Source organism: Mycobacterium sp. NGS17, from assembly GCF_059813205.1.
This window is the reverse complement of record NZ_JCALED010000011.1, coordinates 14,944-31,174: the sequence shown is the minus strand read 5'-3', so window position 1 is coordinate 31,174 and position 16,231 is coordinate 14,944. Positions and strand designations below refer to the sequence as shown.

16 protein-coding genes are annotated in these 16,231 nt (G+C 69.4%); 7 read left to right on the top strand and 9 right to left on the bottom strand.

Annotated elements, in window-relative coordinates; genetic code table 11:
• Position 1: 1 nt before the first annotated feature.
• The gene (locus AC5Y7E_RS21215) at positions 2-346 is read right to left on the bottom strand and encodes an aminopeptidase (RefSeq protein WP_499915918.1); all 345 of its coding nucleotides are present in this window, start codon (positions 344-346) and stop codon (positions 2-4) included.
• A 143-nt stretch (positions 347-489) separates the two neighbouring features.
• Between AC5Y7E_RS21215 and AC5Y7E_RS21210 the strand changes: the two genes are divergently transcribed.
• On the top strand, positions 490-939 hold the full coding sequence (locus tag AC5Y7E_RS21210; RefSeq protein ID WP_499950635.1) for an SRPBCC family protein: 450 nt from the start codon (positions 490-492) through the stop codon (positions 937-939).
• Entirely contained in the window at positions 936-2,531 is a 1,596-nt protein-coding gene (locus AC5Y7E_RS21205; RefSeq protein WP_499950634.1) for a phytoene desaturase family protein, read from the top strand. Before AC5Y7E_RS21210 ends, AC5Y7E_RS21205 begins: the two co-directional genes overlap by 4 nt.
• Here the strand turns inward: AC5Y7E_RS21205 and AC5Y7E_RS21200 are convergent.
• Together AC5Y7E_RS21200 and AC5Y7E_RS21195 are read right to left on the bottom strand one after the other, a co-directional pair.
• Positions 2,528-4,075 (bottom strand): leucyl aminopeptidase, encoded by a 1,548-nt coding sequence (locus tag AC5Y7E_RS21200; RefSeq protein ID WP_499950633.1) that lies wholly within the window; start codon positions 4,073-4,075, stop codon positions 2,528-2,530. The two genes, AC5Y7E_RS21205 and AC5Y7E_RS21200, sit on opposite strands and share 4 nt — an antisense overlap.
• A 31-nt stretch (positions 4,076-4,106) precedes the next feature.
• Positions 4,107-5,210, bottom strand: a complete 1,104-nt coding sequence (locus AC5Y7E_RS21195; protein WP_499915925.1) for an adenylate/guanylate cyclase domain-containing protein — start codon at positions 5,208-5,210, stop codon at positions 4,107-4,109.
• A 44-nt stretch (positions 5,211-5,254) separates the two neighbouring features.
• Here AC5Y7E_RS21195 and gcvT point away from each other — a divergent pair, with 44 nt between their 5' ends.
• Together gcvT and AC5Y7E_RS21185 are read left to right on the top strand one after the other, a co-directional pair.
• Positions 5,255-6,349 (top strand): glycine cleavage system aminomethyltransferase GcvT, encoded by a 1,095-nt coding sequence (gene gcvT / locus AC5Y7E_RS21190; protein WP_499915927.1) that lies wholly within the window; start codon positions 5,255-5,257, stop codon positions 6,347-6,349.
• Positions 6,350-6,403: 54 nt separating this feature from the next.
• Positions 6,404-7,513 carry a branched-chain amino acid aminotransferase gene (locus AC5Y7E_RS21185; RefSeq protein WP_499915929.1) on the top strand — a complete coding sequence of 370 codons (1,110 nt, stop codon included), beginning with the start codon at positions 6,404-6,406 and terminating at the stop codon, positions 7,511-7,513.
• Between the two features lie 9 nt (positions 7,514-7,522).
• Here AC5Y7E_RS21185 and AC5Y7E_RS21180 read toward each other — a convergent pair whose 3' ends face one another.
• Genes AC5Y7E_RS21180 through AC5Y7E_RS21165 form a run of 4 tightly spaced genes read right to left on the bottom strand, consistent with a single transcriptional unit; the run spans position 7,523 to position 10,592 of the window.
• Complete coding sequence (locus AC5Y7E_RS21180) at positions 7,523-8,272, bottom strand: adenosylcobinamide-GDP ribazoletransferase (RefSeq protein WP_499950632.1); 750 nt, start codon at positions 8,270-8,272, stop codon at positions 7,523-7,525.
• Positions 8,269-9,342 carry a nicotinate-nucleotide--dimethylbenzimidazole phosphoribosyltransferase gene (gene cobT / locus AC5Y7E_RS21175; RefSeq protein ID WP_499950735.1) on the bottom strand — a complete coding sequence of 358 codons (1,074 nt, stop codon included), beginning with the start codon at positions 9,340-9,342 and terminating at the stop codon, positions 8,269-8,271. Before cobT ends, AC5Y7E_RS21180 begins: the two co-directional genes overlap by 4 nt.
• On the bottom strand, positions 9,339-9,875 hold the full coding sequence (locus AC5Y7E_RS21170) for a bifunctional adenosylcobinamide kinase/adenosylcobinamide-phosphate guanylyltransferase (RefSeq protein ID WP_499950631.1): 537 nt from the start codon (positions 9,873-9,875) through the stop codon (positions 9,339-9,341). Before AC5Y7E_RS21170 ends, cobT begins: the two co-directional genes overlap by 4 nt.
• 27 nt (positions 9,876-9,902) lie before the next feature.
• Positions 9,903-10,592 (bottom strand): DUF3043 domain-containing protein, encoded by a 690-nt coding sequence (locus AC5Y7E_RS21165; RefSeq protein ID WP_499950630.1) that lies wholly within the window; start codon positions 10,590-10,592, stop codon positions 9,903-9,905.
• 187 nt (positions 10,593-10,779) lie between these two features.
• Here AC5Y7E_RS21165 and AC5Y7E_RS21160 point away from each other — a divergent pair, with 187 nt between their 5' ends.
• Both AC5Y7E_RS21160 and AC5Y7E_RS21155 read left to right on the top strand, forming a co-directional pair.
• Positions 10,780-11,856, top strand: a complete 1,077-nt coding sequence (locus AC5Y7E_RS21160) for a glycerate kinase family protein (RefSeq protein ID WP_499915937.1) — start codon at positions 10,780-10,782, stop codon at positions 11,854-11,856.
• 96 nt (positions 11,857-11,952) lie between these two features.
• Positions 11,953-12,312, top strand: coding sequence for a HesB/IscA family protein (locus AC5Y7E_RS21155; protein WP_067125889.1), 360 nt, complete (start codon positions 11,953-11,955; stop codon positions 12,310-12,312).
• Between the two features lie 58 nt (positions 12,313-12,370).
• Here the strand turns inward: AC5Y7E_RS21155 and AC5Y7E_RS21150 are convergent, their stop codons facing one another.
• Complete coding sequence (locus tag AC5Y7E_RS21150; protein WP_499950629.1) at positions 12,371-13,045, bottom strand: Rv0361 family membrane protein; 675 nt, start codon at positions 13,043-13,045, stop codon at positions 12,371-12,373.
• A gap of 183 nt (positions 13,046-13,228) precedes the next feature.
• Between AC5Y7E_RS21150 and AC5Y7E_RS21145 the strand changes: the two genes are divergently transcribed.
• Positions 13,229-14,200, top strand: a complete 972-nt coding sequence (locus tag AC5Y7E_RS21145; RefSeq protein WP_499950628.1) for a carbohydrate kinase family protein — start codon at positions 13,229-13,231, stop codon at positions 14,198-14,200.
• A 16-nt stretch (positions 14,201-14,216) separates the two neighbouring features.
• On the opposite strand, the gene asnB is transcribed toward AC5Y7E_RS21145, so the two are convergent.
• Entirely contained in the window at positions 14,217-16,184 is a 1,968-nt protein-coding gene (gene asnB, locus AC5Y7E_RS21140; protein ID WP_499950627.1) for an asparagine synthase (glutamine-hydrolyzing), read from the bottom strand.
• Positions 16,185-16,231: the final 47 nt, after the last annotated feature.

Below are 16,231 nucleotides of genomic sequence, written 5' to 3'. Positions count from 1 at the left end.
ACTAAACGCCAGGTGCTGCCGCCCCGCGACGTCCCGTCAACAACGTCGCGCCGATCGCGATGACCCCGAGCACGGCCAGCGGTATCGCCCACGCGCGCCTGCTGCCAACCGACGATTGGCACTGCGCGACGTAATCGGTGTGGGGGATGATCTGGTTGAGAATGGGGATATTGGACCCATTGCTGTTGTTGGCGCTTCTGGCCGCGGAAAGGTCGGTCGCGACGGCGTTTCCGCAGCCGACCGAATGGCCGTTGCTGTCGGAGACCGACACTGGCGCCAGCAGTCCGATGATTCCGGCCAGCAGCAGCACGGCGCCCACACCGATGATCAACCGTCGCACCGTCATGGTTTCGCCTTTCGTCGTCCAGCATTTCGACCGCTAGGGAGTTTATCCGCAGGCACCCGCCGGTAAACCCGAGGCTGAGGTCGAATAACCCCTCGATTGCCGGGTATCCGCCGCGGTAACGAAAGACATGAGGGGATTTACAGGTGATCACTGCAACGCGCGAGGTGCCCGAGTCGTGTGAGCGGGTGTGGGAGGTGTTGGCCCAGGGCTGGACCTACACCCAGTGGGTGGTGGGGAACAGTCGTATGCGGGCCGTCGATCCGAACTGGCCGGAGCCGGGATCCTCGATCAGGCATTCAATCGGGATTTGGCCGCTGGTGATCAACGACGCGACCATCGTCGAGGAGTGCGAACCGCCCCACAAGCTGGTGCTGCTTGCCCGGCTCGGTCCGCTGGGTGCCGCGCGAATCACCATGCTGTTGCACGAGATTCCCGAGGGCTGCCGGATCGAGATGATCGAGGTGCCCGCCGAAGGGCCGATGGCAGCCGTTCCAGATTCGCTTGCGCTGGCGGCGGCCTATCCGCGCAACAAGGAGTGCTTGTGGCGGTTGGCGGCTCTGTCGGAACGCCTGGAGCCGAGCCAGGTGAAGTGACCGTGGGCGACACCGCTGACGCCGTAGTCATCGGGGCGGGACACCACGGTCTGGTGGCGGCGTCGATGCTGGCCGACGCGGGCTGGGACGTGCTGGTGCTGGAAGCCCAGCCCGAACCGGGCGGAGCCGTACGCAGCGCCGAGCTGACGCCGGGGTACATCACCGACCTGTTCAGCTCCTACTATCCGATGACGGTGGCATCGCCGGCGATGACGGCGCTGCACCTGGAGGACCACGGGTTGCGGTGGTCGCATGCGCCCACGGTGGTTGGTCACCCGCGCAGCGCCGCCGACGACGACCCGCCCATCGTCTACCACGATCCGGCCCAGACGGCAGCGGAATTCGCGCGGCGAGCACCCGCCGACGGCGAGAACTGGTGGCGGCTGGTGGAGCTGTGGAACAAGATCAAGGCCCCACTGCTGGACGCCATGCTGGCACCCTTCCCGCCGGTGCGTCCGCTGCTCGGACTGCTGCGCAGGCTCGGCACGCCGGAAGCGCTCCGGGTGGCGCGTCTGCTGGTGCAGCCGGCCAACGCCATGGCCAGCCAACTGTTCGAGGGTGAGGCGCCGCGAGTGTTGCTGTTGGGCAATGCAATGCACGCCGACGTTCCGCCGGACGCGCCGATCAGCGGCGCCATGGGTTTCCTGATGACGATGCTGGCCCAGGATCACGGCTGGCCGGTGCCGGTCGGCGGATCGGGACAGCTCACCGCGGCGCTGGTGAATCGCGCCCGCTCGGCCGGCGCCCGAATCGAGTGCAATGAGAACGTTTCTCGCATCCAGGTGCGGGGCGGCCGGGCGGTCGGCGTGACCACCGCGCAGGGCCGATCGGTGGCTGCCCGCCGCGCCGTGGTGGCCGACGTGACGGCCCCGCGATTGTTCTGTGACATGTTGCCCGCGGACGCGGTGCCGCCGGCACTGCGTCGCGACCTTCGACATTACGAGTGGGATCCGCCGGTGGTGAAAGTCAATTATGCGCTGGCAACACCAGTTCCATGGCGAGCCCAGAATCTGCGGTCGGTGGGCACCGTGCACTTGGGAGCCGACGGGGACGGGCTGGTGCGCTGGATGGCCGACCTGAACACCCGCGTCATCCCCGAGCATCCGTTCATGTTGTTGGGCCAGACCACCACCGCGGATCCCAGCAGATCGCCGGCCGGAACCGAAAGTGTCTGGGCCTACACGCATTTGCCGCGAAATGTATTTGACGACGCTGCAGCGGAGAAGTTGGCCGCGGCGGTGGACCGGGTCATCGAAGAGCACGCGCCGGGCTTCGGTTCGGCGGTGGTCGACCGGTTCGTGCAGCGGCCGTCGGATCTCGAGGCCAGCGACGCCAACCTGCATCTGGGGGCGCTCAACGGCGGAACCGCGCAGCTGCAACAGATGTTGGTCTTCCGGCCCGCGCCCGGCATGGGCCGCGCCGAAACACCGATCGAGCGGCTCTATTTGGGTAGCGCGTCGGCGACGCCGGGTGGCTCGGTGCACGGTGCGTGCGGGCGTAATGCGGCGAATGCCGCACTGGCCGCCGACGGCGCCACCGGCTGGCCACGCCGCAAATTGGGGCGCGCGGTGATCAGAAGGCTGACCGGCTAACCGTTTTCGGCGATGTCCTCGAGCACCGCGAACATGGTCCGTGTCGGCACGCCGGTGGAGCCTTTGGGGGAGTAGCCCCACGGGCTGCCGGTGTTGTAGGCCGGTCCGGCCACGTCGATGTGGGCCCAGCTCACGCCGTCGGCGACGAATTCACGCAGGAAAACTCCGGCCACCAGCATGCCGGCGAAGCGTTGCCCGCTGATGTTCGACAGGTCGGCGACCGTGGACTTCAGGTCTTCCTTGAGTTCGTCGGGCAGCGGCATCGGCCAGCCGTTCTCGCCGACCTGCTGCGAGATCGACGCGACGCGGTCGCGGAACTCGTCACTGCCCATCACCCCGGGGATCCGGGCGCCCAGCGCCACCGTCTGCGCGCCGGTCAGCGTGGACGTCTCGATCAGGTAATCGGGGTTGTCCTCGCACGCCCGCACGATGGCGTCGGCCAAAATGAGCCGGCCCTCGGCGTCGGTGTTCTGCACCTCGACCGTGATGCCGCCGTACTGCGTCAGGACGTCACCCGGGCGCTGCGCCGTGGCCGACGGCATGTTCTCGGCCATCGGCACGGTGGCGATCACGTCGATCGGGAGTTTGCGCTGCGCGGCCAGTGCGACGGTCGCGATCACGGCGGCTGCACCGCCCATGTCCGAGGTCATGTGGTGCATGCCCGCGGCCGGCTTGATCGAGATGCCGCCGGTGTCGAACGTGACGCCCTTGCCGACCAGCGCGACTCGCTTGGTTTGCTTCGATTTCTTGGCCAGCTTCGAACCGCGGTGGGTCAGGCGGACCAGCCGTGGGGGACGCGACGAGCCCTGCCCGACGCCGATGATCCCACCGTAGCCGCCCTTCTGCAGCGCCTTATCGTCCAACACTTCCACCTCGAGGCCGACGGACTCGCCCAAAGCTTTTGCACGCCTGGCGAATTCGGCGGGGAACAGGTGGCTGGGCGGAGTGTTGACGAAGTCGCGCGCGGTGGCGACGGCGGTCGCCACCGCGGCCGCGTGGGCGGCGTCGTCCTTGGCGTCCTTCGCGGTGGCGAGCACCGTGATCTTGCCCAGCCCCTGGTCTTTCGGGGCCGTCTTGTCGCTGCGGAATTCGGTGAAGCGGTAGCTGCCCAGGATCAGGCCCTCGACGGTGGCCGCAACGACGCCCGCGCCGGGCAGTTCGGCCAGCGTGGTGATCACCGCTTCGGTCTTGCCGAGCGAGCGCGCGGCGACACCGGCGGCCCGACGGATGGTGTCGGCCGGCCACTCCGACCGCGGTTTGCCCAGGCCGATCGTCAGCACGCTGGACACCGGCAGCGACGGCACCACCAACCGATGCACCTGTTCGGCGCCGCCGGTGGCCTCCAGCGCACGCAGACCCGATTCGATCTCAGCGACCGCCCCGGACGACAGGAACGGCTCGGCCCCCGCAACGGCGGCCCCCGGCTTGTCGTCCTCGCCGGTCGAGACGACGGGCACGATCAGCACGGTGGACGCGGCGGCCCGCCGGGGCAGCGAGGAGGCGACGGTGACGGAAGGGGCCTGATATCCGGGTTCGGTACTCACGCGTAACCACCCTAGTCACCGCGGAGCGGTCTTAGCTCGGTGGCGTCCGGCCCCTCAGCTCGAAAGCCGGCACCGGGTCGTCAAACCCCTTGAGCAGCAACGGGCCGTAAGCATTCGCGGGCCAGTCCGGCAACTCGTCGTGCAGCGCCGAGTCGGCAAGAATTTGGTTCGGATTCGCGGCCGCCACGAGTCGCGCCGCCAAGTTGACCGGGCCGCCGAAGTAGTCCCCGTTGATGGCCAGGACGCTGCCGTAGGCAAGGCCGGCGCGCACCTGCAGGCCTTCCTCGCGCGCCCGCGGATGGTCGACGAGATCGACCGCCGCCCTGACGAGTTGCTCGGGCGACGCGCTCACCCACATCACCTCGTCGCCGATGAACTTCACCACCCGGCCGCCATCGCGAAGGACGACGTCTGAGACGGTTCCGGCGAACTCGTTCAGCAGGTCGGACAACTGCGCGGGGGTAAGTGCGTTGGTGAGCACGGTGAAGCCGGACAGGTCGGCAAAACCGATCCCGCACACCACGCTTGCCGAGGTGTCGCGAAGGACGCCCTCGAAGTGGGTCCGGGCGCCGGTCAGGTGGTGGCGGTGCACGACGTCGATCAGCGGACCGATGCGGGGGACGAACTCCGCGACCGCGCGGTAGGCCTGCGCCGTGGCGAGCTCGTCGTGGGTGTGGGTCATCTGGATGTCCGGCGTCCCGGCGCGGATCGCCGTCGACTCGGCCTCCGCGAGCCGCGCCATCGCGGCGCCGAGGACCCGCAGCATGCCGTGCGCGCCGTCCTCACCGACCACCACCTTGAGCGCGACCCAGGTCGACAGGGCGTCGACGTCGGCCTGGCTCAGCACGGGAACGTCGGGACCGGCGACCGTCAGGCCGAGCAAAGCCCAGGCGTGCGCCACCTCTTCGGCCGGTATGCCGAGTTGGGAGGCCGCGGCTTGCACGGTGTAGATCGGGCGGCCCGACCAGGCCAGGACATCACCGGCAAGCCCGAACAGCCGGCCGCGCCGCTCGGCTTCGACCATGTCGTCGACCGTGAAGCCAAGATCGCCGAGGTACTTGATCAGGTCGGCGCGTTCCCGCGGGTTCGCGATCCCGGCGGCCGCAAGCTCGTCGAAGTCATACGACTCGGACACCTGCCCAAGTGTGCCAGCATCGGAGCGGATTAGGGTGGGACGCCGTGAGCGAGCTGCAGCACGGACCGCTGGAAGACCGTCATCGCGATCTGGGCGCGAGCTTCGCCGAGTTCGGCGGCTGGCTCATGCCGGTGTCGTATGCCGGCACCGTCAGCGAGCACAATGCGACCCGCAACGCGGTCGGCCTCTTTGATGTCAGCCATCTCGGCAAGGCGGTGGTCCGCGGCCCGGGGGCGGCGCAGTTCGTCAACGCCGCGCTCACCAACGACCTGAATCGCATCGGGCCGGGCAAGGCGCAGTACACGTTGTGCTGCACCGAATCCGGCGGCGTCGTCGACGACCTGATCGCCTACTACGTCGACGACGACGAGATCTTCCTGGTGCCCAACGCCGCCAACACCGCCGCCGTCGTCGACGCGCTGCAGGCCGCCGCGCCGACCGGGCTGACGATCACCAATCAGCACCGCGCGTACGCGGTGCTGGCCGTGCAGGGACCGCGATCGGTCGACGTGCTCGGCGAGCTGGGTCTGCCCACCGACATGGATTACATGGCGTACGCGGACACGTCGTTCTCCGGCGTGCCGGTGCGGGTCTGCCGCACCGGCTACACGGGAGAGCACGGCTACGAGCTGCTGCCGCCGTGGGACTCCGCAGGTGTGGTGTTCGACGCCCTGGCCGCGGCGGTCAAGGCTGCCGGGGGCGAGCCGGCCGGCCTGGGCGCGCGCGACACCCTGCGCACCGAGATGGGTTATCCGCTGCACGGCCACGAACTCGCACTCGACATCTCCCCGCTGCAGGCCCGCTGCGGCTGGGCGATCGGCTGGAAGAAGGAAGCGTTCTTCGGCCGCGACGCCCTGCTGGCCGAGAAGGAGGCGGGCCCGACGCGGCTGCTGCGCGGGCTGCGGATGGTGGGCCGCGGCGTGCTGCGCGCGGGGCTGACGGTGCTCGCCGGCGACACTCCGGTGGGAGTCACCACCTCGGGCACGTTCTCCCCGACGCTGCAGGCCGGGATCGCTCTGGCGTTGATCGACACCGATGCCGGGGTCCAGGACGGTCAGGAGATCACCGTCGACGTCCGCGGCCGTCGCGTCGCGTGTGAAGTCGTGCGCCCGCCGTTCGTCGCGGTGAAAACGCGTTAGCCGCGCCGCTTGCGCGGCGAAATCCGATTCGTTTGGCGGATATACAATCGGCCAATGACCAGTGGCTCCCTCGAGTTCACGGTTTCGCGCTCGGCAAACCCGGCAACCGATGACGAACGCGAAACCATCCTGGCCGAGCCCGGTTTCGGCAAGTACTTCACCGATCACATGGTGTCGATCGACTACGACGAGACCGGCGGAGGTTGGCACAACGCCCGGGTCATCCCGTACGGCCCCATCGAGCTGGACCCGTCAGCGATCGTGCTGCACTACGCGCAGGAGATCTTCGAGGGACTCAAGGCCTACCGCTGGGCCGACGGCTCGATCGTGTCGTTTCGCGCCGAGGCCAACGCCGCCCGGCTACGGTCCTCGGCGCGCCGGCTCGCCATCCCGGAGCTGCCCGAAGAGCTGTTCATGGAGTCGCTGCGCCAGCTCATCGCCGTCGACAACGCATGGGTTCCGGCCGCCGGCGGCGAGGAGGCGTTGTACCTGCGCCCGTTCGTCATCGCCACCGAGCCCGGATTGGGGGTGCGTCCGTCCAAGCGCTACCGATACCTGCTGATCGCCTCGCCGGCCGGCGCCTACTTCAAGGGGGGCGTCAGCCCGGTCACCGTCTGGGTGTCGACGGAGTACGTGCGGGCCAGCCCGGGCGGGACGGGCGCGGCAAAGTTCGGCGGCAACTACGCGGCCTCGCTGTCGGCGCAGGCCGAGGCCGCGGTCAACGACTGCGATCAAGTGGTGTGGCTGGACGCCGTCGAGCGGCGCTTCGTCGAAGAGATGGGCGGGATGAACATCTTCTTCGTGTTCGGCAGCGGCGGATCGGCGCGGCTGGTCACGCCGGAACTGTCCGGCTCGCTACTTCCCGGCATCACCCGAAACTCGTTGCTGCAGCTGGCCATTGACGCCGGGTTCGCTATCGAGGAACGTAGGATCGACATCGACGAATGGCAGAAGAAGGCCGCCGCCGGGGAGATCACCGAGGTGTTCGCCTGCGGCACCGCCGCGGTCATCACCCCGGTCTCTCAGGTGAAGTACGGCGACACCGAGTTCACCGTCGCCGACGGCCAACCCGGCGAGGTGACGATGGCGCTGCGCGATACCCTGACCGGCATTCAGCGTGGCACGTTCGCCGACACTCACGGCTGGATGGCAAAGCTGGGCTGACGCGCTCAGCTAGAACCGCACCAGGCCCGCGAGCAGCACCGCGGCCACCGTCACGGTCAATTCGATCGCGGCGCCCAGCACGTCACCGGTGATGCCGCCGAACCGGCGAACGCAGTGCCGCACCAGCAGCGCCCCGCAGCCCAGGCCCGCCAGCACCGCCACCGGTCCCTGCCACGGCCGCGGCCCGGCTACCACCGAAACGGCCAGCAGCGCCGCGACCCAGGCCGCCACCACCGCGGTCGGCTGGCTTGCGGCGACCCGCGCTCCCAGGGCGCTCCCATCGGCCGCCGGCACCGACCGGTGGCCGGCCAGTACCGCGGCCACCCGGCCCGCGAAAACCGCCACGGCCACCGCGGGGAGGGCTCGACCCGTGGCCCCCAGCGCCGAAAACGCCAGCGCCTGCAGCAGGATCACCATCACCACGGCGGCGACGCCGAACGGCCCGGTCGATCCTTCGCGCATCACCGCCAGCGCGCGCTGCGGCGGCCCGTAACAGCCCAGGCCGTCGGCGGTATCGGCGACGCCGTCGAGATGCAGGCCACGGGTCACCAGCAGCAGCACCGCGATCGCGAGCACTCCGGGCAGCGGGCTGGACCGGCCGAACGCGTGAGTCCCACCCCAGGTCACCGCCGCGGCCAACGCCCCGAGGGCGGCGCCTACCGCCGGCAGCGCGGTCATGGCGCCGCGACCCATCGGGGCGTTACCCGGAACGGGCAGCACCGTCCCGAACGCGAAAGCCGTTGCCAGAGAACGGATCACGACGAACGAGCGGCCCGATTTGGGCCGTCGGCGCGGTTGGATACACCGGCTTGGGTGAAGGTCGCCATCGACGACAGGGCGGCCACCGCGGCGCGCAGCACCGGCAGCGCGAGCGCAGCGCCGGTGCCCTCACCCAGGCGCATGCGCAGGTCGAGAATCGGCTCCAAATCCAGCGCCGTCAGCGCCAGCGGGTGAGCGGGTTCGGTGGACCGGTGACCGGCCTGCCACCACAACCGGGCGCCCGGCGCCAGGTGCTCGGCGACCAGCGCGGCCGCCGTCACCGCCATGCCGTCGAGCAGCAACGGCGTGCGCCGGACCGCGGCCTGCGCGCAGAATCCGGCCATCGCGGCCAGGTCGGCGCCGCCCGCGCTGCGCAGCAGCGCGACCGGATCCGGCAACACCTGCTGCGCCCGAAACAGGGCATCGCGCACCGCGGCCGTCTTGCGGGCCCACCCGGCGTCATCGATCCCGGTGCCGAACCCCACCGCGACGACCGGCTCGGCGTTCGTCAACGCCGCCACCAATACCGTTGCGGCCGTGGTATTTCCGATCCCCATGTCGCCGGCCATCAACAGGTCGGCCCCGGCGTCGACCTCCTCGTCGGCGATGGCGGCGCCGGCCTCGAGCGCCCGCGCCGTCTCCTCGTCGCTCAACGCGTCCTCGACCCGGATGTCGCCGCTGGCGCGTCGCACCTTATGGGCGCCGATCCGTTCGGTCAGCGGGTCCGCGTCCACAGCCAGGTCGGCGACCCGCACCGTCGCCCCGGCGATGTCGGCCAGGGCGTTGATCGCGGCCCCGCCGGCATCGAAGTTGGCGACCATCTGCGCGGTCACCTCCGGTGGGTACGCCGACACCCCCGAGCGGGCGACACCGTGGTCACCCGCGAACACCACCACCCGGGCGCGCTCGAATTGCCTTGGCGGGCACTGTCCTTGGCACGCTGAGACCCACACCGACAAATCTTCGAGGCGGCCCAGCGCGCCCTTGGGCTTGGTCAGGGTGTCCTGGCGGGCACGGGCGACGGCGGCGACCCCGGCATCGGGCGGTGACACGGCGGCGAATTCCATCAGGCCCCCGACGGTTTGATCCGGACCGGCTGCCCGGCCACCACCAGCACCACTCGATCGCACAGCCGCGCCAGGCGCTGGTTGAGGCTGCCCAGTTCGTCGGCGAACCGGCGTCCGGACGCGGTGGCGGGAACGATCGTCAGCCCGACCTCGGGGCTGACCAGCACCAGTGGGGAAGCGAAGTCGCCGACCGCGGCCAGCACCTCATCGACGAGGGCCGCCACCGAGCCGTCATCCCAGGCGTTGGTGCGGTCCAGGGCGCCGGTCAGCCAGGTGCCCAGATCGTCGACCAGTGTGGGGGTGTCCGGCGATTGGCGCAATTGCGTTGCGATGTCGTCGGTTTCGATCGTCGACCAGTGCGCGGGCCGGCGGCTGCGATGCTCGGCGATCCGGTGCGCCCAGGCCGCATCGTCGTGGCCGGCCGGCCCGGGCGCCAGGTAGTGAACCGCCTGCCCGGCCCGCAACCCGTCGGCAATGGCTTTTTCCGCCCACCGCGATTTGCCTGACCTGATCCCGCCGAGCACCAGGGTGCGCACCGGTGTCAGCCCGCCTTCCGGCGAACTTTAATCGACACTGGCGCCGTGCTTGACCTGGGCCCGTGGCGTCCGCATCCGGCGCATCTGAGACGCCCGGCCGGCGGCGTAAAGGCCTAGCTTCCAACGGCTTTCGGTGTTGCTCGGGAATTTCGTGTCGACCAGCCTGCTCACCTTGCGGCCCAGGATCAGGCCATCGATGCTCATCACGGCCATCAACACCAACATGGCCGGCGATATCCACAGCTGCAGCTGCGGCACGCCGAACATGATGAACATCAAGAACAGGGTCGACGGCATGAACAGGCCCAGCAGATTGCGCCGGGAGTCCACCACGTCGCGAACGTAGCGGCGGATGGGCCCCTGGTCGCGTGGCAACAGGTAGCCCTCTTCGCCGGCCATCATCCGCTCCCGGCGCTCCGACATGCGGGCCCGGCCGGCGGCTTTGTCCGCGCGGCGCTCCTCGCGGCTGAGCTTGGGACCGGCCAGTGATTTGCGGCGCGCCCGCGCCTCGGAGGCCGTCATGGGCGCGGGCGCGATCGGTCCCTTTTTGGCGTTGCGGCGGGCCTCATTGCGTTTGGGCGTGGGCCGCCCCTTGGGGCCCGTCCGCTGCGCATCGCGTGCGGCGCCTGACGCGCCGGCAAGGCCGGAGGCGGCCGGCGCGGCGGCGCTTTCGTCGAGCTCGGTGTCCTGGCCTTTCTTGCGGCCCAACAGCTTCACAGTGGCCAGGTTACTTCGCGGACGGTTCGCGCCGGAATTCGCCCGGAATGCCTTCCTATTAGACCTGCTTGGTGACTCGCTTGGCCCTACTCTTACACGAGATGAACGGCTGCCTTTGATGGACAACGGGTCAATGGGCTCCGACGGGGGTCCCGGCCTGGCCCCCGGCCGTCTTCAATTGCCCGCTATGCAAGTTCTGGTGGCCCCGGACTGCTACGGCGACAGCATGTCGGCCCTGGAGGCCTCCGCCGCCATCGCGACCGGCTGGACGCGGTCGCGTCCCGGCGACCGGTTCATCGTCGCCCCGCAATCCGACGGTGGCCCCGGCTTCGTCGAGGTCCTGGCCAGCCGGCTGGGGGAGATGCGGCGGCTGCGGGTGACCGGACCGCTGAAAGCCACCGCCGAAGCCGATTGGGTGTTCGATAGCGGCTCGGCCACCGCCTACCTGGAGTGCGCGCAAGCGTGCGGTTTGGCGTTGATCGGCCGGGCGCCCAGTCCGGAGACCGCCATGGCGGCGCACAGCAAAGGCGTGGGACAGCTGATCGCCGAGGCGTTGCGGGTGGGGGCGACGCGGATCGTGGTCGGGCTGGGCGGCAGCGCCTGCACCGACGGCGGGCAGGGCATGATCTCCGAACTCGGCGGGCTGGAGTCCGCCCGCCGGAAACTGGCGGACGTGGAACTGATCGCTGCCTCCGACACCGAATACCCGCTGCTGGGACCGTGGGGGGCGGCCCGGGTGTTCGGACCGCAGAAGGGCGCCGACACGGCAACCGTGGCCGCACTGGAGGTTCGCCTGCAGGCGTGGGCGCTGATCCTGGAGGCGGTGGCCGGGCGCGACGTGAGCGCCGAGCCGGGCGCCGCGGCCGCAGGCGGCATCGGCGCCGGGCTCTTGGCGCTCGGCGGGCGCTGCGAGTCCGGCGCGGCCATCATCGCCGAACACACCCGGCTGTCCGACGACCTGGACACCGCCGAGATGATCGTCACCGGTGAGGGCCGGTTCGACGAGCAGTCCCTGCACGGCAAGGTGGTCGGATTTCTCGCCGACGCGGCCCGGCCGCGGGGGATTCCGGTGGTCGTGCTGGCCGGCCAAGTCGGCCTGGACAACGCGACCGTGCGCTCGGCGGGGATCATGGCGGCGTTATCCATCGCCGAGCACGCCGGATCGGTGCGCCTGGCGCAGGCCGACGCCGCCAACCAGCTCATGGGGCTGGCGTCCGTAGTTGCGGCGCGACTCGGGAATACCGGTCCTGCAAGGTACCGTTGATGGAGTGGACTTTCGGGCGGTCCGGATCGCCCGGCGCAAGCCGGCGATTGCGGGCTTGATCGACCCCACCCAACGATGAGGCATGTAGGAGAAGCAATGACGGTGCAAAACGAGTCGAACGCCACCACGACCCACGGCGTGATCCTGACCGAGGCCGCCGCCACCAAGGCAAAGTCCCTGCTGGACCAGGAGGGCCGCGACGACCTCGCGCTGCGCATCGCGGTGCAGCCCGGCGGGTGCGCCGGCCTGCGCTACAACCTCTTCTTCGACGACCGCGCGCTGGACGGCGACCTGACGGTGGAGTTCGGGGGAGTGAAGCTGACGGTGGACCGGATGAGCGCGCCCTACGTCGAAGGCGCGTCCATCGACTTCGTGGACACCATCGAGAAGCAGGGCTTCACCATCGACAACCCCAACGCCACGGGATCGTGCGCCTGCGGCGACTCGTTCAACTGATCGACTAGACCCCGCAACTCCGTCAGCCGGGCCGTGTGGTCCGGCTGACGGAGTGTGTCTAGTACGAGCCGCCGGTGCGCAGCACGTACGAGCACACCATGATCTGACCGCGCTGGAACAGCAGCTGCGCGATGCCCTGTACCTGCCCGTGCATCGGGCCGCCGGTCACCGGTGAAACCCGCATGGTGAACAAGGCCTGCGCCTGGTACTGCGACAGGTACACGATCTTGTCGATCGAGGTCAGCTCGACCTCGGAGAACTGCTTGCGGAACGCGTCACTGCTGAGCTTGGCCAGGGCCTGGTCGGATCGTTTGTCCTGGACGCCGTCGTACAAACCGCACAGCGCATTGCGGGCGATCTCGTCGATGTCGCGGTGCTCGAGCGCGTCCAGATAGCCCTGGATGGCCGTCTTGGCCGCGCCCTCGGAGAAGGTGGCCCCGGTGTTGGCCCCGTTGGTGCGGACCCCGTACACGATGGCCACCGTCAGCACCGCGACGAGCGCGATGGCCAGCGCGATGCCGACGATCAGCCGCCGCTTGGATCGCGGGTACGGGACCGGCGCGGGCGGCTGCCCGGCATAATTGGCGGCACCAGGTCCTGCCTGCGGAGCCGAGGTGAAGCCCGCGGCGTCATCGGGAAACTCGAGTGGCTGGGATTGGCTTGATGGCTCAGGTCCACTCGGTCCGCCATCGCCGCCGCCGACGGTGTGGTTCGGCGAGTGCGGACCTGCCATCGTGGTTCTCCTACGGTGGTAGACGGGACTGCAATCGGGTTGCGGCCCGAGCAATGTGATCCCGGCGACTTGAGTGAGTTCCCTAGGGAGGCTAGCGCACTGCCTCGCGCCGGCCGCGCACACAGCGACGGTCGGGGCCCGTGAGTAAGCTAGATAACCTTACTAACGAAGGATGGAGTTTTCGTGACGATCGCGGTGACAGGTTCGATTGCAACCGACAATCTGATGCGGTTCCCCGGCCGGTTTTCCGAGCACCTGCTGGCCGAGCACCTGCAGAAGGTGTCCCTGAGTTTTCTGGTTGACGACCTGGTGATCCACCGCGGCGGCGTGGCGGGCAACATCGCCTTCGCCATCGGCGTGCTGGGCGGCGACGTGGCGCTGGTGGGTGCGGCCGGCGACGACTTCGGCGAGTACCGCGAATGGCTGCAGTCCCACGGCGTCAACTGCGACCACGTGCTGATCTCGCAGACCGCGAAAACCGCACGCTTCGTCTGCACGACCGATGAGGACATGGCCCAGATCGCATCCTTTTATCCCGGTGCCATGTCGGAGGCCCGCAACATCAAGCTCGCCGACGTCGCGTCCGCGGGCAAGCCGGACCTGGTGATCATCGGCGCCAACGACCCGGACGCGATGGTGGTGCACACCGAGGAGTGCCGCAAGCTCGGCCTGCCGTTCGCCGCCGACCCGTCCCAGCAGCTGCCGCGCCTGTCCGGCGAGGAGATCGACAAGCTCGTCGACGGGGCCGCCTACCTGTTCACCAACGACTACGAGTGGGAACTGCTGCTCTCCAAGACCGGCTGGTCCGAGGCCGACGTGCAGAAGAAGGTCGACCTGCGGGTGACCACGCTGGGCGCCAAGGGCGTCGACATCGTCGAGCGCGACGGGACGACCACCCACGTCGGCGTGGTGCCCGAGACCAGCCAGACCGACCCCACCGGCGTCGGCGACGCGTTCCGGGCCGGCTTCCTCACCGGCCGGACCGCCGGGCTGAGCCTCGAGCGGTCGGCTCAGCTCGGCTCGCTGGTCGCCGTTTTGGTGCTGGAGTCCACCGGAACCCAGGAGTGGACGTGGGACGCCGCGGTCGCCAAGACCCGGCTGGCCGACGCCTACGGCGACGAGGCGGCCGCCGAGATCGCCGCGGTCCTCGCCTAGTCAGTTCGGCGAGCGGTCATAACTCGACGGGGTACACCGGCTCGCTGATCTGTGGCACCACGCTGTGCTCGACGAAGATCGCGTGCCAGAGCATGAAGATCAGCAGTGTCCACAGCCGACGGCTGTGATCGCTGACGCCGTTGCGATGCTCGTCGAGCATCCGGCGCACCGCGGCGAGGTCGACCAGGCGATCGGCCTGCCCGTCCTTCGCGGAGTCCACCATCGCGTACGCCCACTCCAGCAGCTCGCCCGCGCGCAACCAGTGCCGGATCGGGACCGGGAACCCGAGCTTGGGCCGGTGCAGCACGTGCGCCGGAACGATCGGCTCCAGCGCGCGCCGCAGCGCGTACTTCGTCGTCGCGCGGGTGATCTTGGCCTCGACCGGCAGCCGCGAGGCGACGGCGAACACCTCGGGATCCAGGAACGGCACCCGAAGCTCCAGCGAGTTGGCCATGGTCATCTTGTCGGCCTTGACCAAGATGTCGCCGCGCAGCCAGGTGAACAGGTCGATGTGCTGCATGCGGGCCACCGGATCCCAACCGGCCGATTCGGCGTACAGCGACGCGGTGACGTCGGTGTGGGTCCATTCCTGGCGGAAGATGGGCAGCACGTCGCGCAGCTGCGCGTCGGAGAAGCTGCGGGCATTGCCGTAGTAGCGCTCCTCGAGCGTCAGCGAGCCGCGGTGCAGCAGGCTCTTGCCCCGCATGCCCTCCGGCAGGGGTTTGGACACCTTGCCCATCGACCGCCGCAGCGGCCGCGGCAGGTAGTTGAAGGGCTTCAGCGACAGCGGCTCCCGGTAAATCGTGTAGCCGCCGAACAGCTCGTCGGCCCCTTCGCCGGACAGCACCACCTTGACGTGCTTGCGGGCCTCCCGGGCGACGAAGAACAGCGGCACCAGCGCGGGGTCGGCCACCGGCTCGTCGAGGTACCAGACGATCTCCGGTAGGGCCGCGACGAACTCGTCGGGCTTGACCACCTTGGCGATGTGGCGGGCGCCGATCGCCTCGGCCGAGGCCACCGCGACGTCGATCTCGGAGAAGCCCTCGCGCTCGAAACCGGTGGTGAACGTGATCAGCCGGGGGTTGTGCCGGATGGCCAGCGCCGCGATGGCGGTGGAGTCGATCCCCCCGGACAGAAACGCCCCGACGGTCACATCGGCACGCATGTGCTTGGCCACCGAGTCCTCGAGCACCGCGGTGATCTCGTCGTAGCGGGCCTGTTCGGTGTCGCGGGTCATCGGAACGGCGGTAAAGCGTGGCGCGAAATACCGGGTGACCTCCGGCTGCAGCCGGTCGGGACGGATTCGGGCGTAGCAGCCCGATTCCAGCCGGCGCACCCCGCGGTGCAGCGTCTCGGGCTCGGGCACGTACTGCAGGACCGTGTAGTGCTGCACCGCCCGCTCGTCGATCCCGGTGTCGAACCCGATCAGCTCGGCGAGGTCCAGCAGGCACTTCTTCTCACTGGCCACCGCGGTGCCGCCGGCGCCGGTCGCCATGAACAGTGGCTTGATGCCGAAAGGGTCTCGCGCGCAGAACAATTCACGCGTCTCTGTGTCCCATAGCGCGAACGCGAACATGCCGCGCAGCCGCGCCAGTACGTCGGTGCCCCAGTAGTGATAGCCGACGACGATGGCCTCGCCGTCGCCGTCGGTGGCGAATGCGGCGCCGTGTCGGGTGGCCAGTTCGTCGCGCAGCTCGAGGTAGTTGTAGATCTCGCCGTTGAACACCAGCACGTAGCGGTCGGGTGCCTCGGGCGGCCCCCAGCGCAGCGGTTGATGCGAATGCGCGATGTCGATGATGGACAGTCGGTTGAAGCCGAAAACGGCGGAGCCGTCGGTGTCCGGGTCCACCCACGTGCCGGGCTCGTCGGGCCCGCGGTGGCGCATCGAATGCGACGCGCGCGCGACGGCGGCGTCGGCTCGGGCGGCGTCGGCTTCATCATCCGAGCCCTCCGGGGCGGCAACGAACGCGAGCAGACCACACACGGCGCCCCAGTATGCCGCACTTTCCCGGCGTGCGTGGACGTCACACC